This is a genomic window from Agromyces italicus DSM 16388 (genome assembly GCF_000421545.1).
In the GTDB taxonomy this organism is placed as follows: domain Bacteria; phylum Actinomycetota; class Actinomycetes; order Actinomycetales; family Microbacteriaceae; genus Agromyces; species Agromyces italicus.
Genome location: NZ_ATXF01000007.1, coordinates 107539 through 131467, shown reverse-complemented (window position 1 = coordinate 131467; position 23929 = coordinate 107539). Strand labels below are relative to the sequence as shown.

23 protein-coding genes are annotated in these 23929 nt (G+C 70.4%); 7 read left to right on the top strand and 16 right to left on the bottom strand.

The window, feature by feature from the left end:
• Nucleotides 1–80: 80 nt before the first annotated feature.
• Both H516_RS0111055 and H516_RS0111050 read right to left on the bottom strand, forming a co-directional pair.
• Nucleotides 81–1205 (bottom strand): GuaB3 family IMP dehydrogenase-related protein, encoded by a 1125-nt coding sequence (locus H516_RS0111055; RefSeq protein ID WP_022889776.1) that lies wholly within the window; start codon nucleotides 1203–1205, stop codon nucleotides 81–83.
• 135 nt (nucleotides 1206–1340) lie between these two features.
• A complete protein-coding gene (locus H516_RS0111050; protein WP_022889775.1) occupies nucleotides 1341–3041 on the bottom strand; it encodes an ABC-F family ATP-binding cassette domain-containing protein in 1701 nt (566 codons plus the stop codon).
• Between the two features lie 131 nt (nucleotides 3042–3172).
• On the opposite strand from H516_RS0111050, the gene H516_RS0111045 reads away from it, so the two are divergent.
• Nucleotides 3173–4330, top strand: coding sequence for a MalY/PatB family protein (locus tag H516_RS0111045; protein WP_022889774.1), 1158 nt, complete (start codon nucleotides 3173–3175; stop codon nucleotides 4328–4330).
• Between the two features lie 59 nt (nucleotides 4331–4389).
• On the opposite strand, the gene guaB is transcribed toward H516_RS0111045, so the two are convergent.
• Complete coding sequence (gene guaB, locus H516_RS0111040) at nucleotides 4390–5892, bottom strand: IMP dehydrogenase (protein ID WP_022889773.1); 1503 nt, start codon at nucleotides 5890–5892, stop codon at nucleotides 4390–4392.
• 341 nt (nucleotides 5893–6233) lie between these two features.
• Here guaB and H516_RS0111035 point away from each other — a divergent pair, with 341 nt between their 5' ends.
• From H516_RS0111035 to H516_RS0111020, 4 genes are read left to right on the top strand one after another with little or no spacing between them, the layout of a single operon-like run.
• On the top strand, nucleotides 6234–7439 hold the full coding sequence (locus H516_RS0111035; RefSeq protein ID WP_022889772.1) for a branched-chain amino acid ABC transporter permease: 1206 nt from the start codon (nucleotides 6234–6236) through the stop codon (nucleotides 7437–7439).
• Between the two features lie 13 nt (nucleotides 7440–7452).
• Complete coding sequence (locus H516_RS0111030; protein ID WP_026378683.1) at nucleotides 7453–8433, top strand: branched-chain amino acid ABC transporter permease; 981 nt, start codon at nucleotides 7453–7455, stop codon at nucleotides 8431–8433.
• Nucleotides 8423–9337 carry an ABC transporter ATP-binding protein gene (locus H516_RS0111025; protein ID WP_051138800.1) on the top strand — a complete coding sequence of 305 codons (915 nt, stop codon included), beginning with the start codon at nucleotides 8423–8425 and terminating at the stop codon, nucleotides 9335–9337. Before H516_RS0111030 ends, H516_RS0111025 begins: the two co-directional genes overlap by 11 nt.
• Nucleotides 9324–10106 (top strand): ABC transporter ATP-binding protein, encoded by a 783-nt coding sequence (locus H516_RS0111020; protein WP_051138799.1) that lies wholly within the window; start codon nucleotides 9324–9326, stop codon nucleotides 10104–10106. The genes H516_RS0111025 and H516_RS0111020 overlap by 14 nt, the downstream gene beginning before the upstream one ends.
• Before the next feature lie 174 nt (nucleotides 10107–10280).
• Here the strand turns inward: H516_RS0111020 and H516_RS0111015 are convergent, their stop codons facing one another.
• The 3 genes from H516_RS0111015 to groES form a co-directional block, all read right to left on the bottom strand.
• Nucleotides 10281–11576 (bottom strand): ABC transporter substrate-binding protein, encoded by a 1296-nt coding sequence (locus tag H516_RS0111015; protein ID WP_022889768.1) that lies wholly within the window; start codon nucleotides 11574–11576, stop codon nucleotides 10281–10283.
• A gap of 218 nt (nucleotides 11577–11794) precedes the next feature.
• Entirely contained in the window at nucleotides 11795–12745 is a 951-nt protein-coding gene (gene rarD, locus H516_RS0111010) for an EamA family transporter RarD (protein WP_022889767.1), read from the bottom strand.
• 105 nt (nucleotides 12746–12850) lie between these two features.
• A complete protein-coding gene (gene groES / locus H516_RS0111005) occupies nucleotides 12851–13147 on the bottom strand; it encodes a co-chaperone GroES (protein ID WP_022889766.1) in 297 nt (98 codons plus the stop codon).
• A gap of 202 nt (nucleotides 13148–13349) precedes the next feature.
• On the opposite strand from groES, the gene H516_RS0111000 reads away from it, so the two are divergent.
• The gene (locus H516_RS0111000) at nucleotides 13350–14549 is read left to right on the top strand and encodes a class I SAM-dependent methyltransferase (RefSeq protein WP_022889765.1); all 1200 of its coding nucleotides are present in this window, start codon (nucleotides 13350–13352) and stop codon (nucleotides 14547–14549) included.
• 42 nt (nucleotides 14550–14591) lie between these two features.
• Here H516_RS0111000 and H516_RS0110995 read toward each other — a convergent pair whose 3' ends face one another.
• The 10 genes from H516_RS0110995 to glmS all read right to left on the bottom strand — a co-directional run bounded on the left by H516_RS0110995 (nucleotide 14592) and on the right by glmS (nucleotide 22762).
• Nucleotides 14592–15218, bottom strand: coding sequence for a DUF4190 domain-containing protein (locus tag H516_RS0110995; protein ID WP_022889764.1), 627 nt, complete (start codon nucleotides 15216–15218; stop codon nucleotides 14592–14594).
• Between the two features lie 7 nt (nucleotides 15219–15225).
• Nucleotides 15226–15942 (bottom strand): DUF4190 domain-containing protein, encoded by a 717-nt coding sequence (locus tag H516_RS0110990; protein ID WP_022889763.1) that lies wholly within the window; start codon nucleotides 15940–15942, stop codon nucleotides 15226–15228.
• A gap of 40 nt (nucleotides 15943–15982) precedes the next feature.
• Nucleotides 15983–16372, bottom strand: coding sequence for a DUF4190 domain-containing protein (locus H516_RS21360; protein ID WP_022889762.1), 390 nt, complete (start codon nucleotides 16370–16372; stop codon nucleotides 15983–15985).
• Between the two features lie 137 nt (nucleotides 16373–16509).
• Nucleotides 16510–17565 carry a tRNA (adenosine(37)-N6)-threonylcarbamoyltransferase complex transferase subunit TsaD gene (gene tsaD / locus H516_RS0110980; RefSeq protein WP_026378680.1) on the bottom strand — a complete coding sequence of 352 codons (1056 nt, stop codon included), beginning with the start codon at nucleotides 17563–17565 and terminating at the stop codon, nucleotides 16510–16512.
• The gene (locus H516_RS19675) at nucleotides 17562–18170 is read right to left on the bottom strand and encodes a GNAT family N-acetyltransferase (RefSeq protein ID WP_033197103.1); all 609 of its coding nucleotides are present in this window, start codon (nucleotides 18168–18170) and stop codon (nucleotides 17562–17564) included. The genes tsaD and H516_RS19675 overlap by 4 nt, the downstream gene beginning before the upstream one ends.
• Nucleotides 18167–18802: a tRNA (adenosine(37)-N6)-threonylcarbamoyltransferase complex dimerization subunit type 1 TsaB gene (gene tsaB, locus H516_RS0110970; protein ID WP_022889761.1), complete on the bottom strand. Its 636-nt coding sequence runs from the start codon at nucleotides 18800–18802 to the stop codon at nucleotides 18167–18169. Before tsaB ends, H516_RS19675 begins: the two co-directional genes overlap by 4 nt.
• A gap of 10 nt (nucleotides 18803–18812) precedes the next feature.
• On the bottom strand, nucleotides 18813–19298 hold the full coding sequence (gene tsaE, locus H516_RS0110965; protein ID WP_051138814.1) for a tRNA (adenosine(37)-N6)-threonylcarbamoyltransferase complex ATPase subunit type 1 TsaE: 486 nt from the start codon (nucleotides 19296–19298) through the stop codon (nucleotides 18813–18815).
• Nucleotides 19299–19330: 32 nt separating this feature from the next.
• Nucleotides 19331–20533, bottom strand: coding sequence for an alanine racemase (gene alr, locus H516_RS19670; protein WP_022889759.1), 1203 nt, complete (start codon nucleotides 20531–20533; stop codon nucleotides 19331–19333).
• Nucleotides 20530–20892 carry a holo-ACP synthase gene (locus tag H516_RS0110955; protein ID WP_022889758.1) on the bottom strand — a complete coding sequence of 121 codons (363 nt, stop codon included), beginning with the start codon at nucleotides 20890–20892 and terminating at the stop codon, nucleotides 20530–20532. Before H516_RS0110955 ends, alr begins: the two co-directional genes overlap by 4 nt.
• 19 nt (nucleotides 20893–20911) lie before the next feature.
• Entirely contained in the window at nucleotides 20912–22762 is a 1851-nt protein-coding gene (gene glmS / locus H516_RS0110950) for a glutamine--fructose-6-phosphate transaminase (isomerizing) (RefSeq protein WP_022889757.1), read from the bottom strand.
• A gap of 95 nt (nucleotides 22763–22857) precedes the next feature.
• Between glmS and coaA the strand changes: the two genes are divergently transcribed.
• A complete protein-coding gene (coaA, locus tag H516_RS0110945; RefSeq protein ID WP_022889756.1) occupies nucleotides 22858–23814 on the top strand; it encodes a type I pantothenate kinase in 957 nt (318 codons plus the stop codon).
• The last annotated feature ends 115 nt before the right edge of the window (nucleotides 23815–23929 follow it).

The following is a 23929-nucleotide window of genomic DNA, read 5'->3' as shown; positions in this document are numbered from 1 at the left end:
GACCCCGGCGAACGAGTAGAGCCGGTGGCGACGAACCGGCATCCGGCAGGGCGGCGACCCGCGGGGCAGCCGCGCCGGTGCTACGACCCCAGGTACGGCTCCACGATGACCTCCACGCGCTGGAACTCCTTCAGGTCGGAGTAGCCCGTCGTCGCCATCGAGCGGCGCAGCGCACCCACGAGGTTCGCGGTGCCGTCGGCGGCCGGGGCCGGCCCGTAGAGCACTTCTTCGAGCGGTGCGACCTGGCCGACGTGCACGCGTCGGCCGCGCGGGAGCTTCGGGTGGTGCGCTTCGGCGCCCCAGTGGTAGCCGCCGCCCGGGGCATCCGTCGCGCGCGCGAGCGCCGCACCGAGCATGACCGCATCGGCGCCGCAGGCGATCGCCTTCACGATGTCGCCGCCGGTGCCGACGCCGCCGTCGGCGATGACGTGCACGTAGCGGCCGCCCGACTCGTCGAGGTAGTCGCGGCGGGCCCCGGCGACGTCGGCGACCGCGGTCGCCATCGGGGCGTGGATGCCGAGGGTCGCGCGGGTCGTCGAGGCGGCGCCGCCTCCGAAGCCGACGAGCACGCCGGCCGCGCCCGTGCGCATGAGGTGGAGCGCCGCCGTGTAGGTCGCGGCACCGCCGACGATCACGGGCACGTCGAGCTCGTAGATGAACTTCTTGAGGTTCAGCGGCTCCTGGTTCTTCGAGACGTGCTCGGCCGACACCGTGGTGCCGCGGATCACGAAGAGGTCGACGCCGGCGGCGACGACGGTCTCGTAGAGCTCCTGGGTGCGCTGCGGCGAGAGGGCTGCGGCCACGGTGACCCCGGCGGCGCGGATCTCGGCGAGACGGGCCGTGACGAGTTCGGGCTTGATCGGCTCGGAGTAGAGCTGCTGCATGCGCTCGGTCGCGCGGTCGGCCGGGAGGCTGCGGATCTCGGCGAGCACGGGGGCCGGGTCGTCGTAGCGGGTCCACAGCCCTTCGAGGTCGAGCACGCCGAGTCCGCCGAGCTCACCCATCATGATCGCCGTCTGCGGCGAGACGACCGAGTCCATCGGCGCCGCGATGAACGGGATGTCGAACTGGTAGGCGTCGATCGCCCAGCCGACCGAGACGTCTTCGGGGTCGCGGGTGCGCCGGCTCGGCACGATCGCGATGTCGTCGAATGCGTATACGCGCCGGCCCCGCTTGGAGCGGCCGATCTCGATCTCTTGGCTCACCGTCCCAGCCTATCGGTCGGCCCCAACCGGGCCGGTTCCTCGGGATTACAGGACATCGGTGCGTTTGCAGGACGCCTTGTGCATCCACCCGTCCTGCAAATCGGCGAATGTCCTGTAAACCCGAAAGGGGTCGGGTCAGCGCACCCGGGCGACGCGTCCCTCGTCCCACACCGGGGCATCCGCCTCGACGACCTCCCCCGACGCGGTGAACACGACGAAGCGATCGAAGCTGCGGGTGAACCAGCGGTCGTGGGTGACGGCGAGCACGGTTCCGTCGAAACGCTCGAGTGCCTCCTCGAGTGCCTCCGCCGAGACGAGGTCGAGGTTGTCGGTGGGCTCGTCGAGCAGCAGCAGCGTCGCCCCCGAGAGTTCGAGCAGCAGGATCTGCAGGCGCGCCTGCTGACCGCCGGAGAGCCGCTCGAAGTTCTGCAGCGCCGCCCCCGCGAGCCCGTAGCGGTCGAGGGCCGAGCTCGCGGCCTCCCTGGCCATCCCCTCCCGGTTCGCATCGCCGCGGTGCAGGATGTCGAGCAGCGTGCGCCCCCTGAACTCGGGATGCTCGTGATTCTGCGCGAACCACCCCGGTACGACGCGCGCGCCGAGCACCGCGCGCCCCTCGTGCGGCACCCGTGCGAGCGTCTCGCCCACGCTCGTCACGTGGCCGAGGGTGCGGTCGGGCTCGGTGCCGCCACCCGCCAGCAGCCGCAGGAAGTGCGACTTCCCCGAGCCGTTCGAGCCGAGCACCGCGACGCGGTCGCCGTACCAGACCTCGAGCTCGAACGGGCGCATGAGCCCCGTGAGTTCGAGCCCCTCGCAGACGATCGAGCGCTTGCCGGTGCGGGAACCGCGCAACCGCATCGAGACCGCCTGCGCGGGCGGGCGCTCCTCCGGCGGGCCGGCCTCCTCGAACTTGCGCAGTCGGGTCACGGCGGCCTGGTACCGCGAGGCCATGCCGTCGTTGTACGTCGCCTTCACCTTCATCGTCTGCACGAGGGTCTTCAGCGCAGCGTGCTGCTCGTCCCAGCGGCGACGCAGCTCGTCGAGTCGCGCGAACCGGTCGTCGCGCGCCGCGTGGTACCCCTCGAAGCTGCCGCCGTGCACCCAGGCGGTGTTGCCCGCCGCACCGAGCTCGATCGTGACGATGCGATCGGCGGCGCGCGCGAGCAACTCGCGGTCGTGCGAGACGAGCAGCACCGTCTTCTGGGTCTGCCGCAGCTGCTCCTCGAGCCACCGCTTGCCGGGCACATCGAGCGAGTTGTCGGGTTCGTCGAGCAGCAGCACCTGCTCGGGCCCGCGCAGCAGCGCCTCGAGGGCGAGCCGCTTCTGCTCGCCGCCCGAGAGCGTCGAGAGCTCGCGCCACTTCGCACGTTCGAACGGGATGCCGAGCGCCGCGAGGGTGCAGTGGTCCCAGACGACCTCCTGCTGGTAACCCCCGGCTTCGGCGTACTCGGCGAGCGCGGTCGCGTACCGCATCTGCGCGACGGTGTCGTCGCGCTCGATGAGGGCGTTCTCGGATGCCACGAGCTCCAGCGCGGCGGACCTGATGCGTGCGGGCGCCACCGAGACGAGCAGGCCCGCGACCGTGGCATCCGCGCCGTCGATCGTCTGCCCGGTGCCGACGAACTGGTCCATGACCCCGAGTCCGCCGTCGAGCTGCACGCTCCCCTCATCGGGGCGGAGTTCGCCGCGGATGATCCGCAGCAGCGTCGTTTTGCCCGCGCCGTTGGCACCGATCAGGGCCGTCGTCACTCCGTCGGTGACGCGGAATGCGAGATCGGCGAGCAGCGGCCGCCCGTCGGGAAGCGAGAAGGAGACGCCGTTGACGTCGATGAAGCCCATGAAGGTGTTCCGATCGGTTCGCGACCGGTCTCGGGTGTCCCGCGGTCGCGCCGCCCGGGTGGGCAGCCGATCAGGATACAAGGTGGACGCCGACCCTGCCACCCTCGCCCGTTCTGCGGCAAGCTGGAAGCATGCATCGCATCGCCGCAGAGCCCCTCGACGTCCTCCGCACCCGTACGAGCGAGAAGTGGCGCCACTACGACGCCGACGTGCTGCCGCTGCCGGTCGCCGAGATGGACTACCCGCTCGCGGAGCCCATCGCCGCCGCGCTGCACGCCGCGGTCGACCGCTCCGACACGGGCTACGCGGCGGGCAGCCGCGCGGTGGCGGAGGCCTTCGCCCCCTTCGCCGCGGAGCGCTTCGGCTGGGAGGTCGACCCGGGGCGCATCACGTGCACCGCCGACGTCGCGATGGGGCTCGTCGAGGTGCTCAGGCGGGTCACCGAGCCGGGTGACGGCGTCGTGATCACCCCGCCGATCTACCCCCCGTTCTTCGACATCGTGACCGAGGCCGGAGCGACGGTCGTCGACGTGCCGATGCTCGGTGGCATCGACGAGGGCTGGTCGCTCGACCTCGGCGCCGTCGACGCCGCGTTCGCGGGGGGCGCCAGGGCGATGCTGCTCTGCAATCCGCACAACCCGATCGGGCTCGTGCCGAGCCGCGAGCAGCTCGCGGCGCTTGCCGAGCTCGCGGCGAAGCACGGTGCGACGATCGTGTCCGACGAGGTGCACGGCCCGCTCTCGCAGCCCGGCTCGATCTACACGCCGTTCCTCACCGTCTCCGACGCCGCTCGCGAGCACGGCGTCACGGTGACGGCGGCCTCGAAGGCGTTCAACCTCGCGGGGCTCAAGGCCGCGATGGTCGTCACCGGCTCCGACCGCGGCGACGCCGTGCGCCGCGCATTCCCGTACGAGGTCGAGTGGCGGATGAGCCAGTTCGGCTCGATCGCCTCGGTGGCCGCGTTCCGCGAGGGCGGGCACTGGCTCGACGGCGTGCTCGCGAGCCTCGACGACAACCGGCGACTGCTCGCCGAACTGCTCGCCGACGAACTCCCGGGCGTGCGGTACCGCATCCCCGACGCGACCTACCTCGCGTGGCTCGACCTCTCGGCCCTCGGCTGGGGCGACGACCCCGCCGCCCACGCCCTCGAGCACGCGCGGGTCGCGCTCGGCGTCGGCACGATGTTCGGCGCAGAGGTCGGGCGCGGGCGCGCCCGCCTGAACTTCGCGTGCACCCCCGAGGTGCTCGGCGAGGCCGTCACCCGGCTGGCTGACGCGGCGGGGCGCTGACGGCAACGGGCGGCACGACCGAAGTCGTGCCGCCCGTGTCGGGTGCTCCAGCCGAGCCGTCAGCGCGTGTAGTTCGGCGCTTCGACGACGATCTGCACGTCGTGCGGGTGCGACTCCTTGAGGCCCGCCGGCGTGATCCGCACGAAGCGGCCCTTCGTCTTCAGCTCTTCGATGGTGCGCGCGCCGACGTAGAACATCGACTGACGGAGGCCGCCGATGAGCTGGTAGGCCACCGCCGAGAGCGGGCCACGATAGGGCACCTGCCCCTCGATGCCCTCGGGGATGAGCTTGTCGTCGGACGGCACGTCGGCCTGGAAATAGCGGTCCTTCGAGTACGAGGTCTTCTTGCCACGGGTCTGCATCGCGCCGAGCGACCCCATGCCGCGGTAGGCCTTGAACTGCTTGCCGTTCTGGAACACGAGCTCGCCCGGGCTCTCGGCCGTGCCCGCGAGCAACGAGCCGAGCATCACCGTGTCGGCACCCGCGACGAGCGCCTTCGCGATATCGCCCGAATACTGCAGGCCGCCGTCGGCGATGAGCGGCACCCCGACGGGCTTCGTGGCCTTGGATGCCTCGTACACGGCCGTGACCTGCGGCACGCCGACGCCGGCGACGACGCGGGTGGTGCAGATCGAACCGGGCCCGACACCGACCTTGACGGCGTCGGCGCCGGCCTCGACGAGCGCCTTCGCGCCCTCGTAGGTCGCGACGTTGCCGCCGATCACGTCGATGTGGGCGAAGCTCGGGTCGGATTTCAGGCGGCGGATGATGTCGAGCACGCCCGCCGACTCGCCGTTCGCGGTGTCGACGACGATGACGTCGACTCCCGCGTCGCGGACGGCCTCGGCGCGCTCCCATGCCTCACCGAAGAAGCCGATCGCCGCACCGACGCGGAGGCGGCCCTCGCTGTCTTTCGTGGCGTTCGGGTACTGCTCGGACTTGTCGAAGTCCTTGACGGTGATGAGCCCGGTGAGGTGCCCGTCGTCGTCGACGAGCGGCAACTTCTCGACCTTGTGCTCGGCGAAGATCGCGAGCGCCTCATCTGGGTTCATGCCCACTCGCCCGGTGATCAGCGGCATCTTGGTCATGACGTCGCTGACCTTCGTGGCGGGCTTGTCGAAGTCGGAGACGAAGCGCATGTCGCGGTTCGAGATGATGCCGACGAGCTTGCCGTCGTCGTCGACGACGGGCAGTCCGCTGACGCGGTAGGTCGCGCACAGTGCATCGACGTCGGCGACCGAGGCATCCGGCGTGGTGGTGACGGGGTTCGAGACCATGCCCGACTCACTGCGCTTCACCCGGTCGACCATCTCGGCCTGGTCCGCGATCGAGAGATTGCGGTGCAGGATGCCGATGCCGCCCTGGCGCGCCATCGCGATCGCCATGCGCGACTCGGTCACGGTGTCCATCGCGGCCGACAGCAGCGGCGTGGCGACGGTGATGCGACGCGTGAGCCTCGAGTGCGTGTCGGCTTCGCTCGGGATCACGTCGGTGTGACCGGGCAGGAGGAGGACGTCGTCGTACGTGAGTCCCGTGAATCCGAACGGATCTGCCTGATCCATGACTTCCCTTCGTGTGGAGTGCGCCCGCGCAGGGCGCGTCGTCGGCGAGTTGGCGGTGCATCAATGTTAAGCGAGTTTGCACCGCGGGCATTCCCCGGATAACAATCGAGGGCTTGTTGTGCTCATGTCCGAAACACATGAGACATAATCGGCACGTACCGTCGACGACGTCGTCGACGGGAAAGGACCGGTCCCGGAGGTCCACGAGGCCTCCGCGACCCCTTGGAGGTGCAGTGGAACCCACGAGATCAGCCCAGACACGCTCTCGCGGGAGGTGGCTTCTCCTCTTCGGACTCCTTCTGTCCGCACTCACTCTGTCCGGCATCGCAGCGTCCCCTGCGATGGCGGAGGATGGGAGTACGGCCGCGGAGTCCGAGGAGTACGAGTTCGCCTTCACGGGAAATGTGCAGTTCGACGGCGAGCCGCTCGAAGGCGTGAAGATCAGCGTCAAGGGCGGCGGCTTCTCGGCCGACGCCGAAAGCGACGCCGAGGGCAGGTGGCGCGTCGGCGTGCCCGAGAAGATCGAGTACACGATCGAACTCGACGAGGACACACTGCCCGACGGTGTGGTCGTCGCCGAGGGCCAGAACCCCCGCACGGCCGAGTTCGGCCTCACGAACTCGAAGTCGGTGAACTTCTTCCTCGGGGAGGGCACGCGGGTCACGGTCTCGTTCTTCGACCAGCTCGTCAACCGGCTCGTCAACGGTCTCAACTTCGGGTTGCTCCTCGCCCTCGCGGCGATCGGGCTCTCACTGATCTACGGCACCACCGGCCTCAGCAACTTCGCGCACTCGGAGCTCATCACCTTCGGCGCGCTGATGGCGTTCACGTTCTCGGGGCTGGTGCCGGTCTGGTTCGCGATCCTGGTCGCCGTCGCGTTGAGCGCGACCCTCGGCTGGACGCTCGACGCCGCACTCTGGAAGCCGTTGCGCAGACGTGGCGTCGGCACGATCCAGCTCATGATCGTGAGCATCGGCCTCGCCCTCGCGATGCGGTACACGTACCAGTTCTTCTACGGCGGTCGCACCCGGCAGCTGCCCGGGGCGTCGCCGGGAGATCTCGACCTCGGCCCGATCTCGCTCTCGTGGATCGACCTCGCGAGCATGGGGGTCAGCATCGTGGTGCTGCTCGGCGTCGCGTGGCTCCTGCTCCGCACCCGGATCGGCAAGGCCACCCGGGCGGTCTCCGACAACCCGAGCCTCGCCTCCGCGAGCGGCATCGACGTCGACCGCGTCATCCGCATCGTGTGGGTGCTCGGCTCCGCCCTCGCCGGGCTCAGCGGTATCCTCTGGGCCTACTACCGGCCTGGCGCGAGCTGGGACATGGGCTTCCAGATCCTGCTGCTCGTGTTCGCCGCGGTCACCCTCGGCGGTCTGGGCACCGCGTTCGGCGCCCTCGTCGGGTCGCTCATCGTGGGCGTGTTCGTCGAACTCTCGACGCTCTGGCTGCCCGCCGACATGAAGTTCGTCGCCGCGCTCGTGGTGCTGATCCTCGTACTGCTGCTGCGGCCGCAGGGCATCCTGGGTCGACGAGAGCGGATCGGTTAGGAGGCAGGACATGATCGACTGGGGAACACTCTTCTCGAACGCAGCCGCCGAGCTGATCAGCCCGACGACCGCGGCGTACGCGCTCGCGGCGCTCGGCCTCGCCGTGCACTTCGGCTACACCGGCCTGCTCAACTTCGGTCAGGCCGGCTTCATGGCGCTCGGCGCCTACGGCTACGCCATCTCGGTACTCACCTTCGGGTTCCCGGTCTGGGCGTCCGTGCTCGTCGGCATCGCAGCGTCGGTCGTCTTCGCACTGATACTCGGCATCCCGACGCTGCGGCTTCGCGCCGACTATCTCGCGATCGTGACGATCGCGGCCGCCGAGATCGTACGGCTCCTGTTCACGACGAACACCTTCGTGGATGTCACGGGGTCGGCCAACGGCCTGAGTGAATACAAGGACGGATACCGCGCGCTGAACCCCTTCAGTTTCGAGGGCAAGGCCGGCTTCGGCCCGTGGATGTTCAGCGCGAATGACTGGTGGAACATCGTCGTCGGGTGGAGCGTCGTCGCCCTCGCCTGCGTGCTCGTCTGGCTTCTCATGCGCAGCCCGTGGGGCCGTGTGCTCAAGGGTATCCGCGAAGACGAGGACGCCGTGCGCGCCCTCGGCAAGAACGTCTACTCGTACAAGATGCAGAGCCTCATCCTCGGTGGCGTGTTCGGCACCCTCGCCGGCATGATCTTCATCATGCCGCGCGCGGTGATCCCGTCGAACTACGCCACCTCGCTCACCTTCTTCGTGTGGGCGATCCTGCTGCTCGGCGGCGCTGCCACCGTGCTCGGCCCGGTCGTCGGCTCGGTCGTGTTCTGGGTGCTGCTCTCGTTCTTCTCTGGATTCATCGCCCGTGCGGTCGAGGCCGGGTGGATCCCGATCTCAGCGGTGCAGGCCGGTCAGCTGCGATTCATCCTCGTCGGGGTGGCGATCATGCTGATGGTCGTGTTCAGACCGCAAGGTCTGATCGGAAACAAGAAGGAGATGGCCTTTGTCAAGTGACATCACCCCAACGAACAAGCCCGTGAAGACCGTCGGCCTGCATGTCGGCGACGCGGCGCCCGGGTGCCGCAAGGTCGATCCGATCCTCATCGCCGACGGCGTGAAGCGCACCTTCGGCGGGCTCACTGCGGTCGACGTCGAGCACGTCGAGATCCCGCGCGGCGCCATCACAGCCCTCATCGGCCCGAACGGCGCCGGCAAGACGACCTTCTTCAACCTGCTCACCGGTTTCGACAAGCCCGACTCGGGTACCTGGAGCTTCAACGGCACGTCGCTCGCACACGTCCCTGCGTTCAAGGTGGCGCGGATGGGCCTCATCCGCACGTTCCAGCTGACGAAGGCGCTGGCGCTCCTGAGCGTCATGGACAACATGAAGCTCGGTGCGACCGGACAGCTCGGCGAGAACATCTTCCGCGCCCTGCTGCCGTTCCTCTGGCGCAAGCAAGATGAGGACATCGAGGCGAAGGCCCTCGAACTCCTCGCCCGGTTCAAGCTCGACGCCAAGAAGGACGACTACGCGGCGAGCCTCTCGGGCGGGCAGCGGAAGCTCCTCGAGATGGCCCGGGCGCTCATGAGCGACCCGAAGCTCGTCATGCTCGACGAGCCCATGGCGGGGGTGAACCCTGCCCTCACGCAGTCGCTGCTCGACCACGTCCTGGGCCTCAAGGCCGAAGGAATGACGGTGCTCTTCGTCGAGCACGACATGCACATGGTTCGCCATATCGCCGACTGGGTGATCGTGATGGCCGAGGGACGCGTGGTGGCCGAGGGCGACCCGCGCACGGTCATGGAAGATCAGGCGGTCATCGACGCCTACCTCGGCGCCCACCACGACACCGACCTCGGCCAGACCGACACCGGTCACGTCGAAGCATTGAAGGAGCTCATCGATGACGAACAGTAGCCCCGTGGTCGACGCGCCCGGCCCCGGCGCCCCGGCCGACCAGGTCGTCGTCGAGGTGCGCGGCGTGACGGCGGGCTACCTGCCCGGCGTCGACATCCTGCACGATTGTTCGCTCGTCGCCCGGCAGGGCGAGCTGATCGGCATCATCGGCCCGAACGGGGCGGGCAAGTCGACGCTGCTCAAGTCGATCTTCGGCCTCGTGAAGGTGCGCGACGGCGGAATCTTCCTGAACGGCGAGGAGATCACGAACCTGAAGGCGAACAGACTCGTGGCGAAGGGCGTCGGCTTCGTCCCGCAGACGAACAACGTGTTCCCGAGTCTCACCATTCAGGAGAACCTCGAGATGGGCATCTACCTGCGGCCGAAGGGTCTCGCCGAGCGTCTCGAGTTCGTGACCGCGATCTTCCCCGAGCTCGGCAGACGCCTGAAGCAGCGCGCCGGATCGCTCTCGGGCGGTGAACGGCAGATGGTGGCCATGTCACGAGCACTCATGATGGGGCCGCACGTGCTGCTGCTCGACGAGCCGAGCGCCGGACTCTCCCCCGTCCGCCAGGACGAGGCCTTCCTCCGCGTCAAGGAGATCAACAAGGCGGGCGTGACGACGATCATGGTCGAGCAGAACGCGCGGCGCTGCCTGCAGATCTGCCACCGCGGGTACGTGCTCGACCAGGGCCGTGACGCCCACACGGGCACCGGCCGCGAGCTGCTCAACGACCCCAAGGTCATCGGCCTGTATCTCGGCACCCTCGGCCAGGACGAGGACGACTGAGCCCTCTCCGGACTCGACGAAGGGCGGACGCCGTGCGGCGTTCGCCCTTCGGTCTTCCTGCCCCATGTCGCCCCCGCAGCATCGGCGTCGAATCCGTACTGGCGCCGGGTGCCCGGGTACGAGAGCGGCCCCGGTGCTCTCGCACCGGGGCCGCCGTCTTCGAGCGAACTGAGATCAGTTGATGCGCTCGGAGACGTTGTTGTCGTTGTACTCGTAGACACCGATCGTCGCGCCGGTCGGGTCACCGTTCTCGTCGAACGTGATCGGACCCGACAGACCGTCGTAGTCGATCTGCTCGCCCTCGGCGAGGAGCGCCGCGGCCGACTCGAAGTCGGTCACCTTCTCTCCGCCGCCGGTGGTGCCGGAGATCTGCGTGAGGTAGTCGGCGATCGACTGGCCGGCCGTGTCGTTGGCCGCGTAGGCCGCCAGCGCGAACAGCACGATGTTGTCGTACGACTCCGCCGCGTAGGTGAAGTCGGTCAGACTCGGGTCGATCTCGAGCAGGCGCTCGGTGAAGTCACCGAGGCTCGCGAGGTCGAGACCGGGGGTCGTGGCCTTCGCACCCGTGATCAGGCCGGGGGCGAAGGACTCGCTGAAGTCGAGCCGGTTGCCGTCGGTGAGATAGATCTTGTCACCGGCGAAGCCGCCGCCCACGAGCTCGGGGATGATGGTCAGGACCTCGTTGAACGTGATCAGCACGATCGCGTCGGGGTTCTGCGCCGTCACGTCGGCGATCTGCGTCGTGAAGTTGGTGTCGCCCGTGTTGAACGACGACTCCGCGACGACCTCTCCGCCGGCACTCTCGAACGCCGTCTTCGTGGCGTCGGCGAAGCCGGTGCCGTAGGCGTCGTTCTGGTAGATGACGCCGAGCGTCGAGTTGCCGTCGTCGGCGACGAGGTTGCCGAGCACCTCACCCTGGAGCAGGTCGGAGGGCGCGGTACGCCAGTACAGCCCGTTGTCGTCGATCGTCGACAGGTCGAGACCGGTGTTCGACGGCGACATCATCACGACGCCCGCGCTGGTGACCTGCTCGTAGACGTTGCGCGTCTGCGCCGATGCGGCTGCACCGGTGATCGCCGAGACCTCCTGCGAGAGCAGGTCGGTCACCGAGCCGGTCGACACGTCGATCGTGGTGTCGCCCTCGTCGCGCAGCACGAGCTCGAGCGTGATGCCGAGGTCGGCCGCGTTGATGTCGTCGACCGCGAGCTGCGCCGCCGCGATCTGGGGCGGGCCCAGCACGGCGAGCGTGCCGCTCTGAGGGGCCAGCTGACCGACCTTCAGCGTGAGGTCGCGCTCACCGGCCTCGATGGCGAGTGCGTCGCCGGTGTCGGCGGGCTCCTCGGACTCGGTCGACGGGGTCTCGCCCGACGAACACGCGGTCAGGAGAAGGGTGCTGACGCCGACGATGGCGAGACCCGTCCAGGCTGCGCGCGTCGAGCGCTTGGCCGTGGCCTTCGCGAATACGCTCATGTTGCTCCTTGGGACTGAAGGAATCGGTACACAAAGCAGCGTCACGGGGACGCCGTTGTCTGACAGTATTCCGGGGCATCGGCGGACACAAGTCACCCCGGTCACAACCCGGTAACACCCGTCGGGATTGTTACCTCATCGACACCCTTCCGCGGCTCCACGCACGAAATCAGCGTCATTCGGCGTCATCATGCGCGGAACCCGCACTCGGCGCGTGCTCAGACCGGCTCGGCGACGACACGCCTCGACGCCCGCCGAACTCCACGGAGGAGATCGACCGTGAGCACGGCGAGGGCCACCCAGACGAGCGCGAACCCGATCCATCGCTCGGGCGGCATCGGCTCGCCGAGGAGCACCACGCCGACGAGGAACTGGATGAACGGGGCGAAGTACTGGATGAAGCCCATGTAGATGAGCGGAAGCCTGCGCGAGGCCGCCGCGAACAGCAGCAGCGGCACCGCCGTGACGGCGCCGGCGCCGAGCAGCAGCATGGTGTGCCAGGTGCCTTCGGCGCCCATCGTGAGCCCCGTGGTCGCGGCGACCCACCACAGCTGCACTGCGGCGAGGGGTGCGAGCCACAGGGTCTCGAGCGTCAGGCCCGAGACGGCGTCGACGCGAGGACCGACCCGCTTCTTGATGAGTCCGTAGAAGCCGAACGAGAAGGCGAGCAGCAGCGCGATCCACGGGAACTGCCCGTGGCCGACGGCGAGGACGACCACCGCGACGATGCTGATGCCGACGGCGACCCACTGCGTCGTGTTCAACCGTTCGCGCAGCACGAGGACGCCGAGGAAGACGGTCACGATCGGGTTGATGAAGTATCCGAGCGAAGCCTCGACGACCTGCTCGGAGACCGCCGCGTAGACGTAGGTCTGCCAGTTGACGAAGATGAGCACGCCCGCCACCGCCATTGTGAGGAGCACCCGTCGGTCGCGGAGCAGGGCGAAGAGTGCGCCCCATCCGCGCGTCACCGTGATGAGCAGCGCGCAGAAGACGAGCGAGAGGAGGATCCGCCAGGCGACGATCTCGAGCGAGCCCGTGGGTGCGAGCGCGATGAAGTAGATGGGGAGGAAGCCCCAGAGAAGGTAGGAGGAGATCGCGTACGCGAGTCCGGGCCTGCTGATGCCAGCTCGCGTCGTCGCAGCAGGGGTCTCAGGGGCGGGATTCACCGATACAGACTACGCCCCCGCGAGGTGGCAGCGGCGGCCGAGGGCGAAGACGCAGAACGGCCCGGATGCGCTGCACCCGGGCCGTTCTGGAATGAATCGAGTCGCTCAGCGAACGACGACCGCGAGCACGTCGCGGGCCGAGAGGACCAGGAAGTCCTCGCCGCCGAACTTGACCTCGGTGCCGCCGTACTTCGAGTAGATCACCTTGTCGCCGACGGCGACGTCGAGCGGGACGCGGTTGCCGTTGTCGTCGATGCGGCCGGGGCCGACCGCCACGACCTCGCCCTCCTGGGGCTTCTCCTTGGCGGTGTCGGGGATCACGAGGCCCGACGCGGTGGTCTGCTCGGCCTCGACCTGCTTGATGACGATGCGATCCTCGAGCGGCTTGATGGAAACCGACACGGTTGCCCCTATCTCTCTGATGAAGAAACTGTCTTGCGAAGACTGATTAGCAGCCTCTGAGTGAGAGTGCTAAGCCGAGTCTAGGCGCGTTTTGGCACTCGTGCAACGTGAGTGCCAGTCCGTTCACGCGGGGCGAACACGGCGGTCGGATGCCCCGCACCGTCGCCGCTCGGCGGCCGCGCCACGGTGCTAGCGTGGCCGGGTGGAACGCTCCGAGCTCGTCGAACTCCTCTCACCCGAAGGGCTGCGGCTCCTCGACGGCCTGCCCGAATGGGACTCGAAGGCCGACATCGTGAAGACGGTCGCCGCCCTCCGCCGCCAGGGGCATCCGGCCTCGCTGGTCGCCACCGTGCTCAGCCAGGCGAAGCTCCGTGCGAAGGCCGCAGCGAAGTTCGGCCCCTTCGCCGCACGCATGCTCTTCACCGAAGCCGGACTCGAACAGGCGACCCGGCTGCAGGTCGCCGCACTCCACGCCGGCCGGTTCTCACGAGCCGGGGTGCACCACGTCGCCGACCTCGGCTGCGGCATCGGCGGGGACGCCCTCGCCATGGCCGCGATCGACCTCGAGGTGACCGCCGCCGATGCCGACGAGGTCACCGCTGCGATCGCGGCCTACAACCTCACCCCGTTCCCCCACGCCCGGGTGCTGCACGAGCGCGCGGGGGACGTCGCGCTCGGCGGCGTCGGCGGCGTCTGGCTCGATCCGGCGCGTCGCACCACCGCGGGCGGCACCACGACGCGCATCGCGGATGCCTCGGCGTACTCGCCGAGCCTCGACTTCGCTTTCGGGCTCGCCGACCGGCTGCCGGTGGGCGTGAAGCTCGGCCCCGGCACCGACCGGGACGTGATCCCCGCAGGCGCTGAGGCGCAGTGGGTCTCCGTCGACGGCGACGTGGTCGAACTGGGCGTCTGGCTCGGCGCGCTCGCACGCCCCGGCATCGGCCGTTCGGCGCTCGTCATCCGCGGCGAGCTGGCGCACGAGCTCAGCGCGGCGGCCGACTCCCCCGACGCCCCCGACGGCCCGCTCGGCGACTACCTCTACGAGCCCGACGGCGCGGTCATCCGAGCGCGGCTCATCGGCGAACTCGCCCGGTCGAACGGCGCCTGGATGCTGAGTCCCGGCATCGCCTACCTCACCGCCGACACCGCGTTCGCATCGCCGTTCGCCCGCGGGTTCCGGGTGATCGAACGGCTGCCCGCCGATGAGCGCGGGCTGCGTCAGGCGTTGCACGCCCGCGGCGTGGGCGCGCTCGAGATCAAGAAGCGCGGTGTCGACGTCGACCCCGCCGCGCTGCGGACGCGCCTGAAGCTGAAGGGCTCGGAGCGGGCGACCGTCGTGCTCACCCGCGAGCAGGGTCGCCACGTGACGCTGCTCGTCGAACGGCTCGAAACCGCGGGTTGAGGAGCGCCCGACGCAGGAGGACGCGTCTCGAGACCCCGCTCGTCAGGACGGCAGTGCGCCGAACACGATCGCGTAATAGCCGATCCAGAGCGCCGAGAACACGAGTCCGCCGAGCCCGGTGCCGATGCCGACGAACGCGAGCGTTCGCCCGTGCTCCTCGCGGCGGAGGCCCAGCACGCCGAAGACGATGGCCGCGATCGAGAGCGGCAGCATCCACCCGACGAACAGCGATGCCGTCGCTCCGACGGTGCCCGTGACCGCGGCGACCCAGCTGTAGGCGCGGCTCTGCTGCTGCGCCTCCACGACCTCGCGCTGGTCGTACTCGGGCCGATGCACGACGAGCAGCTGCCCGGTCGAGATGCGCCGGAGTTGACCCGTGTCGATGGGCACGTCGAACTCGCGGACGGCGGGATCGGCGCGCAGGGTCGGTTCTGCGGGTCGGTAGGGCGCGAGCGGGTCGTCGGACGAGGACTCGCCCTCGGACGAGGGCTCGAGCGTCGGGCGGTCGTCGATCGCCGGCACGGTCGCATCGGCGACACCGGCCTCGGATCGGGGCGGCGCGGCCGACGCACCCGCGGACTCGGAAGGAGCCCGGGGCGCCGGAGGCTCCGCCCGAGAACGGCGGTCGGGGGCCCCGCCCTCGGGCGAGACCCCCGCACGGTCGTTCATGGCACCCTCAGTAGACGTCGTAATCGCCGTAGGGAACGCTCGCGAAGAGCACGCTCCAGAGCACGATCGACAGCAGGCCCATGGCGATCCCGACGAAGCCGGTGATGATGCCGGTCAGCCACATGCCCTTCGCAGCAGGCTCCTTGCGCTTGCCGATGAAGCCGAGCACCACGGCCGCGGCCGGGATGAACAGCTGCATGATGCCGCCGACGAAGGGGATCCACACGACGGCGAATCCCCCCACGATGCCGAGCACGCCGGCGATGAGCGAGATCAAGCTGAACACCGGGGTCGGCTTGCTCGGTGCGGTGCCGTAGGCACCGTACCCGGGCTGACCGTACGCGGGCTGCGCCGGAGCACCGTAACCCGGCTGCGCCGGAGCACCGTAACCGGGCTGCGCCGGAGCACCGTACGCGGGGGGCGGCGCGGCGGCGCCATAGCTCGGCGGCGCCGCGGGTGCCGCTGCACCGTAGGCGGGCGGAGCGGGCGGAGCCGGCGGGGCGGGCGGAGCCGGCGGCGCGGTCGGCGCCTCGGGCGCGGCCGGCGGCTCGGGTACCGAGGGCACCTCGGGGCCGGTCGCGGCCGCATCCACCGGGACGACCGGCTCGGGCGCACCGGGCACCTCGGGCTCGGGCGCGTCGGGAACGACGGGCTCGGGCACGTTCGGCACCGTCGGCTCGACCGGCTCGCCGGGGAGTTCCTCGGGGTTCTTCGGATCACTCATCGGTGCTCCTTGCTCTGCTTGATGCGGGTACCGGCGCGGCTCAGTACGTGGTGATCTGGGGGTTCGAGGCGACGAACGCGAAGGCGGCGATCCACACGATGACGAGGATGATGCCCACGACGAGGCCGATGTACCCGAGGATGAGGCCGGCGATGGCGAGCCCACGCCCCTGCTCGCCGGTCTTCTTGATCTGGCCGAGCGCGATGTGCCCGGTGATGATCGCGACGAGCGACACGAAGAATGCCGAGACGAGCGAGACGATCGCGAGCACGTTGGTCTTGGTCGAAGCAGGTGCACCGTAGGCGGGCGCGGCGTAGGCCGGAGCAGCCGGCGGCGCGCCGTACGCGGGAGCGGCCGGGGCTGCGGGAGCAGCCGGGGGCACGGGCGGAACGGCGCCCGCGGGCTGCTCGGGAAGGTTCGGGTCGGTCACGGTGGTTCCCCTCGATGCTGTGTGTGCAGCGCTCCCTCGGGTTGAGGGACGCTCCGGGCGCGCACGATCGACGCCGCGCTCCGGTGATTTCGTCCCCACACTATCGCGCGAGGGCCCGCGTGCACAGGCTTCGGCCGTCACACGACCTGGATCTCGGTCACCGGCAGCGTCGAATCGGCGCCGAAGCCGAGGTCGGACGGCGCATGGCCCGCCATCACGAGCTGCGCGCCGAGTGCCGCGATCATCGCGCCGTTGTCGGTGCAGAGCGAGAGGGGTGGGACCCGCAGTGCGATGCCCGCCGCCTCGGCCCGTTCGGCGGCGACGTCACGCAGGCGCGCGTTCGCGATGACCCCGCCGCCGAGGAGCAGTCGCGGCACCCCGAGTTCGGTGCACGCGTCGATCGCCTTCGCGACCAGCACGTCGACGACCGCCTCCCGGAAGCTCGCGGCGACGTCGGCGACCGGCACGGGCTCGCCGGCGGCCTCACGCTGCTCGACCCAGCGGGCGACGGCGGTCTTCAGCCCTGAGAAACTGAAGTCGTAGCGGTGCGCCGCGAGGTCCTTCGGACGGGTGAGTCCCCGCGGGAAGCGGATCGCCTCGGGGTCGCCGCCCACCGCTGCGCGGTCGATCTCGGGCCCTCCGGGGTAGGGCAGGCCGAGCACGCGGGCGACCTTGTCGAAGGCCTCGCCTGCGGCGTCGTCGATGGTCTCGCCGAGCAGTTCGACGTCGGAGACGAGGTCGCGGACCAGGAGGAGCGAGGTGTGTCCGCCGGAGACGAGCAGTGCCACCGTCGGCGTCTCGAGCGGGTCGGACGTGTCGAGGAGGTCGGCCCCCACATGCCCGACGAGGTGGTTCACCGCGTAGATCGGGACCCCCAGGGAGAGCGCGAGCGCCTTCGCGGCCCCGACGCCGACCATGAGCGCCCCGGCGAGGCCCGGCCCGCTCGTGACGGCGACCGCGTCGATCTCGTCGAGCGTGACGGATGCCTCGGCGAGCGCCGCACGGATCGTCGGCCCCATCGCCTCGAGGTGCGCGCGGGCCGCGACCTCGGGAACGACGCCGCCGTAGCGCGCGTGCTCCTCCATCGAGGAGGCGATCGTGTTGGCGAGCAGCGTCGTGCCGCGCACGATGCCCACGCCGGTCTCGTCGCAGGACGTCTCGATGCCGAGGATGAGCGGGTCGCCGGTGTTCATCGGCTCACCCCTCGGATGGTCGCGCCGCCGGCGCCGCCCGCCGGCCGTGTGACCGCCGGGGGTACGGCGAGCTGCATCATGATCGCATCGACGCCGCGCCGATAGTACCTCGGGCGCACCCCGATCTCCACGAAGCCGAGCGACTCGTACAAGGACCGGGCGATCGGATTGTCGGCACGCACCTCGAGGAAGAGCTGCGCGATGCCGCGGCGCCGCGACTCGGTGATGAGCGCATGCATGAGCCCTCGACCGAGGCCGATTCCGCGTGCGGCCGGGTCGACGGCGATCGTCTGGATGTCTCCCTGGTCGCCGCCCGAGGGCGCCAGCAGGCCGGCGTAGCCGAGCAGCGGGGGCCACGCGGCATCCGACTCGTCATGCTGCGCCTCGGATGCCTCGTCGTCGACCTCGTCGGCACCGCCCGACCCGGCGTGCGCCTGACGCGACGCGAGCTCGTCGTCGACCGCCACCAGGTAGTAGCCGTGCGGGCTCTCGAGTTCGCGGCGCATCGCGTCTTCGGGCCAGGCGTCCTCGGTGAAGGTGGCCCGCTCGAGCCGCATGATCGCGTCGAGGTCGCCGAGCCGGGCGCGGCGCATGAACACGCTCACCGGAGCACCCGCCTTCCGGCCGACGGGGTGACGTCGGGGGCTCGGAGGTAGAGGGGCGCGTCGGCGGCGATCGGCAGGCGACCGGCGGCGAAGGCGAGTTCGGCGACGAGTCCCACGGCGCCCGCCGAGACGACGGCCGCCTCGAACCGGATGCCTCGCGGCTCGGGCAGTGCGTCGCGTGGCGCGAGCCCGGGGCCGGTCACGCGCACCGGCAGCCCGGCCACGTCGAGCCCGTCGTACTCGGAGACGGCGAACTCCCGGCGCCGCGCGTCGGTGACGACCTGCAGCGGACCGGTCTCCCCCGCGGTGTACCGCGACCAGGCGATCGCGTCGTGGCTCGGCACGGGCACGAAGGGGCGGGCGACGCCCAGGGCGAAGGCGTGCGCCGCGGCGATGCCGACCCGGAGGCCGGTGAACGGCCCCGGGCCCATGCCGGCGGCGACGCCGGAGAGGCGATCGGGGGCGATGCCGGCCTCGTCGAGCGCATCTCGGATGAACCCGCCGATCACCTCGGCGTGGCGCATGGTGTCGTCGGTGCCGGTCTCGGCGAGGACGCGCAGTTCGCCGCTCGCGGCGTCGCGATCGACGATCGCGACACTCGTGCCCGTCGAGGTGTCGATCGCGAGGAGCATGGGGACAAGCCTACGCCGAGACGGCGTACAGGGTGCCCGCCCACCGGGGTCCGATGCCGCGCACGGTGACGGTGCGCGGCTCGTCGGCGTCGAGCTCGTCGTCGCCGGCCTCCTCGCCGTCAGCCTCGCCTCGCGCCTCGCTCGCACCGGTCGGGCGCTCGATCACGATCTCGAGCCGCGAGTCGCTGAGCTCCTCGACGAGGCCGGCGCCCCACTCGACGACGACGACCGAGCGTGCGACGTCGAGATCGAGGTCGTCGACGAGCGCCGCCTCGCCGAGCCGGTAGGCGTCGACGTGGATGAGCGGCGGGCCGTCGCCGAGGTTCGGGTGGGTGCGGGCGATGACGAACGTCGGGCTCTGCACGGGGCCGCGCACGCCGAGGCCTGCGCCGATGCCCCGGGTGAGGGTGGTCTTGCCCGCCCCGAGCGGCCCGGTGAGCACGAGCAGGTCTCCGGGGCGGAGCCCGCGCCCGAGGTCGCGGCCGAACTCGCCCATCTCCTCGGCCGTCGCGAAAGTGGCCGACAGCGTCACGGGCGGACCTCGGTCGTGCTCGCAGCCTGGCTCGCACCGGCACCGCCGACGTATCGGCGCGGCACGCGAGGGCCGATGCGGGTGACGATCTCGTAGCCGATCGTGCCCGCCGCCGCGCCCCACTCGTCTGCGGTCGGGGCCCCCGTCGCCGGGTCGCCGAAGAGCACGACCTCGTCGCCGATCGACACCTCGTCGTCGCCGACGTCGAGGATGAACTGGTCCATGGCGATGCGACCGGCGACCGGCCGGCGGCGACCGGCGAGGAGCGCCTCCGCCCCGTTGCCGGACGCCTGACGCGGCACCCCGTCGGCGTAGCCGAGCGGCACCAGGGCGAGGGTGCTCGCCTGCTCGGCGTGCCAGATGTGGCTGTACGAGGCGCCCGCGCCCGACTCGACGCGGCGCACGGCCGCGACTCGGGCACGGAGCGTCATCACTGGGGTGAGCCCGAGCTCGGTCGAGGTCGTGCCGTCTCCGAACGGCGTGAGCCCGTACATGCCGATCCCGATGCGCACCGCGTCGTAGCGGGAGGCCGGGTCGCGCAGCGCCTGCTCGGTGGAGGCGATGTGCCGGATCCGCGGCGAGAGTCCGGCTGCCCGGGCATCGGCGAGCGCGCGTTCGAAGGCCTCGAGCTGAGCGCTGTCGACCTCGCGCGAGGTGTTCGCGAAGTGGCTGAAGATCCCGACCACCTCGACCAGCCCGTCGCGTTCGAGGCCCGCGGCCACGGCGACCACGTCGGCCCACTCCGCTTCGGGCACGCCGTTGCGGCTGAGCCCGGTGTCGATCTTGAGGTGCACGCACGCGGGCGCGACGGCACCGCCGCCGCGGGCGAGTTCGACCGCGGCCTCCGCCGCGCGCTCGAGCTGTGCGCGGCTGGAGATGCCGAGCTCGATGCCCGCGCGGACCGCGCGGGCGAAGTCGGCGTCGGGCCCGTGCAGCCAGGCGAGCACGGGAGCATCGATGCCGGCGTCGCGCAGCTCGTGCGCCTCGTCGAGGTCGGCGACACCGAGGCGGGTCGCGCCGCCCGCAAGGGCGGCACGAGCGGCGGCGACCGCGCCGTGCCCGTAGGCGTCGGCCTTCACCACCGCGATGATCTCGGCCGGGGCCATGCGAGCGGCGAGCGTGCGCACATTGCCGGTGAGCGCGTCGAGGTCGATGACCGCCTCGCGGAACGGCGACCCCGTGGCATCCTGCCGGCTCATCGTTCGTTCCCCTTCTCGAGCACGACGAAGGCGCTCGCGATGCCCGCGTCGTGGCTCATCGAAAGATGCACCCGATCGATGCCGAGCTCGGCGACGTGCCGCGCAAGCGCCCCCGAGAGCGCGAAGTCGGGGTTGCCCTCGGCGTCCTGCACGATCCGCATGTCGTGCCAGCGGATCACCGCGTGCCCGCCGAGCGCCTTGATGAGCGCCTCCTTCGCCGCGAAACGTGCGGCGAGCGATCGTGCCGGACGATCACGTTCGCTCTCGGCGAACAGACGTTCGAGGAGCGCGGGGGTCCGGGTGACCGAACGCTCGAAGCGCCCGATGTCCACGACGTCGATGCCGATGCCGGCGATCACGCGGCCCCCGCGCCCATGGTCACTCGACCGTCACCGACTTCGCGAGGTTGCGCGGCTGGTCGACGTCGAGCCCCTTCGCCTGCGAGAGCTCCATCGCGAAGATCTGGAGCGGCACCACCGCGAGCAACGGCTCGAAGAGCGGGCCCGCGAGCGGGATGCGCACGACCTCGTCGGCGAACGGCAGCACCGCGGCGTCGCCGGCCTCGGCGATCGCGATGACGCGGGCGCCGCGGGCACGGATCTCCTGGATGTTCGAGACGACCTTCGGGTGCAGGCTCCGGTCGTGGCGCGGGCTCGGCACGACGACGAACACCGGCAGCCCCGGCTCGATGAGCGCGATCGGCCCGTGCTTCAGCTCGCCGGCGGCGAAGCCCTCGGCGTGGATGTACGCGAGCTCCTTGAGCTTCAGCGCGCCCTCGAGTGCGATCGGGTAGCCCACGTGGCGGCCGAGGAAGAGCACCGAACGGGTGTCCGCCATCCAGTGTGCGAGCTGCGCGACCTTGTCGGCCTCGCCGAGCACCTGCTCGATCTTCTCGGGCACCGCGGTCAGTTCGGCGAGCTGGGCCGCGAGCTCGGCCTCGCCGAGCGTGCCCCGCACTCGCGCGAGATGCAGCCCGAAGAGGTAGAGCGCCGTGATCTGCGCGACGAACGCCTTCGTCGAGGCGACCGCGACCTCGGGGCCGGCGTGCGTGTAGACCACCGCATCGGATTCGCGCGGGATCGTGGCACCCTGCGTGTTGCAGATCGAGATCGTGCGGGCACCCTGTTCGCGGGCGTACTTGACCGCCATGAGCGTGTCCATCGTCTCGCCCGACTGGCTGATCGAGACGACGAGGGTGTCGTCGCCGATCACAGGCTCGCGGTAGCGGAACTCGTGGCTGAGCTCGACTTCGACCGGGACGCGCGCCCACTGCTCGATCGCGTACTTCGCGACCATGCCGGCGTAGGAGGCGGTGCCGCACGCGATCACGGTGATGCGTCGGATGCCGCGGAGCTCGTCGTCGCCGAAGCCCTCGAGCTCGGGGATCACCACGGCTCCGTCGACCACGCGGCCGCGAAGCGTGTTGGCGACGGCCTCGGGCTGCTCCGAGACCTCCTTGCGCATGAACGACGACCATCCGCCCTTCTCGGCGGCCGAGGCATCCCAGGCGACCTCGAAGGCCTCGACCTCGACGGGCGACCCGTCGAAACCTGTGATGACGACCTCGTCGGCGGTGATCGTCACGATCTGGTCCTGGCCGACGGCGACGGCCTGCTTCGTGTACTCCACGAATGCGGCGACGTCGGAACCGAGGAAGTTCTCGCCCTCGCCGAGCCCGATCACGAGCGGCGAGTTGCGGCGCGCGCCGACGACGACGCCGGGCTCGGCGCGGTGCACGGCGAGCAGGGTGAAGGCGCCCTCGAGGCGCGAGACGGTGTTGCGGAATGCCGTGCGGAGGTCGCCGGCGTCGCGGTACTCGCGACCGAGGAGCACGGCGGCGACCTCGGTGTCGGTCTCGGACTCGAAGGTGAAGCCCTCGGCGAGCAGTTCGTCCTTCAGCTCGGAGAAGTTCTCGATGATGCCGTTGTGGATGAGCGCGAGCCGGCCCTCGTCGCCGAGGTGCGGGTGCGCGTTCCGGTCGGTCGGTCCGCCGTGGGTCGCCCAGCGGGTGTGGCCGATGCCGGTGCCGCCATGGCGCAGCGGGTTCCGCTCGAGCTCGTCGGCGAGGACCTTCAGCTTGCCGGCCCGCTTCGCGGTCTCGATGGCGCCGTCGTCGTCGACGACCGCCACCCCCGCCGAGTCGTAGCCACGGTATTCGAGGCGGCGCAGGCCACCCATGAGGACGTCGAGGCTGTTGCGCTCTCCGACGTATCCGACGATTCCACACATGGGGGCGATTCTACTGGCGAACGGCTGAGCCGCCGCCCTGTGGCCATCGGGCGGGATGCCGCTGCGGGCGCCGTGCACCGCACTACACTGGCACGGTGCCGGATCAGCAGAGCCCGTCGTCGCACCCGACGCAGATCTCGCCGTTCATCGAACTCGATCGAGCCGACTGGGCGGCGCTCGCGCCGTCGATGCCGTCGCCGCTCCGGGAGACCGAGATCGTGCAGCTGCGCGGCCTCGGCGAGCCGCTCGACCCGACCGAGGTGGCCGAGGTCTACCTGCCGCTCAGCCGGTTGCTGAACCTCTACGTCGGCGGTACCAAGTCGCTGCACAAGGTCGCGAGCGAGTTCCTGCGTGAACGCTTCGAGTCGACCCCGTTCGTGATCGGCGTCGCTGGCTCGGTCGCGGTCGGCAAGTCGACCATCGCGAGGCTCCTGCGCGAACTCCTCGCCCGTTGGGAGCACACGCCCCGGGTCGAACTCGTGACGACCGACGGGTTCCTCTTCCCGAACGCCGAGCTCGAGCGCCGCGGACTCATGGCCCGCAAGGGATTCCCCGAGTCGTACGACCGCCGGGCGCTCCTGCGCTTCGTCAGCGAGGTGAAGGCCGGCGCCGCCGAGGTTCGCGCGCCGTTCTACTCGCACCTCGCCTACGACATCGTTCCCGACGCCCAGGTGACCGTCCGTCGACCCGACGTCCTCATCGTGGAAGGTCTCAACGTGCTGCAGCCGCCTGGCCCCGGGCACCGCCTGGCCGTCAGCGATCTCTTCGACTTCACGATCTACGTCGACGCACGCACGAGCGACATCGCGCGCTGGTACGAGGAGCGCTTCCTGAAGCTCCAGCGGGGCGCGTTCGCGAACCCCCGTTCGTACTTCCACCGCTACGCCTCGCTCACCGAGGACGAGGCACGCCACCGTTCGCGCGAGATCTGGAAATCGATCAACGAGCCGAACCTGCTGCAGAACATCCGGCCGACCCGTTCGCGCGCCTCGCTCGTGCTGCGCAAGAGCGCCGACCACACGGTCTCGAGCGTGCTGCTGCGCAAACTCTGAGCCTCTCAGCACGTCGCTGAGTCTTCTCAGGAAGAATCCGGGCTTTCTCAGGACGGAACAGCGGCAGCGACCCCGACACGCCGCGTTCTCTCCTGAGCAACGCGGCGTTCCGGGG

Excerpts from the sequence above, each read along its gene's own strand:
- H516_RS0111050 (WP_022889775.1), bottom strand. The coding sequence starts at position 3,041 with ATGGGCTTCATCGACGTCAACGGCGTCTCCTTCTCGCTTCCCGACGGG.
- H516_RS0111045 (WP_022889774.1), top strand. The coding sequence starts at position 3,173 with ATGCATCGCATCGCCGCAGAGCCCCTCGACGTCCTCCGCACCCGTACG.
- guaB (WP_022889773.1), bottom strand. The coding sequence starts at position 5,892 with ATGGATCAGGCAGATCCGTTCGGATTCACGGGACTCACGTACGACGAC.
- H516_RS0111035 (WP_022889772.1), top strand. The coding sequence starts at position 6,234 with ATGGCGGAGGATGGGAGTACGGCCGCGGAGTCCGAGGAGTACGAGTTC.
- H516_RS0111020 (WP_051138799.1), top strand. The coding sequence starts at position 9,324 with ATGACGAACAGTAGCCCCGTGGTCGACGCGCCCGGCCCCGGCGCCCCG.
- H516_RS0111015 (WP_022889768.1), bottom strand. The coding sequence starts at position 11,576 with ATGAGCGTATTCGCGAAGGCCACGGCCAAGCGCTCGACGCGCGCAGCC.
- H516_RS0110995 (WP_022889764.1), bottom strand. The coding sequence starts at position 15,218 with ATGAACGACCGTGCGGGGGTCTCGCCCGAGGGCGGGGCCCCCGACCGC.
- H516_RS0110990 (WP_022889763.1), bottom strand. The coding sequence starts at position 15,942 with ATGAGTGATCCGAAGAACCCCGAGGAACTCCCCGGCGAGCCGGTCGAG.
- tsaD (WP_026378680.1), bottom strand. The coding sequence starts at position 17,565 with ATGAACACCGGCGACCCGCTCATCCTCGGCATCGAGACGTCCTGCGAC.
- tsaB (WP_022889761.1), bottom strand. The coding sequence starts at position 18,802 with ATGCTCCTCGCGATCGACACCTCGACGGGCACGAGTGTCGCGATCGTC.
- tsaE (WP_051138814.1), bottom strand. The coding sequence starts at position 19,298 with ATGGGCGAGTTCGGCCGCGACCTCGGGCGCGGGCTCCGCCCCGGAGAC.
- alr (WP_022889759.1), bottom strand. The coding sequence starts at position 20,533 with ATGAGCCGGCAGGATGCCACGGGGTCGCCGTTCCGCGAGGCGGTCATC.
- glmS (WP_022889757.1), bottom strand. The coding sequence starts at position 22,762 with ATGTGTGGAATCGTCGGATACGTCGGAGAGCGCAACAGCCTCGACGTC.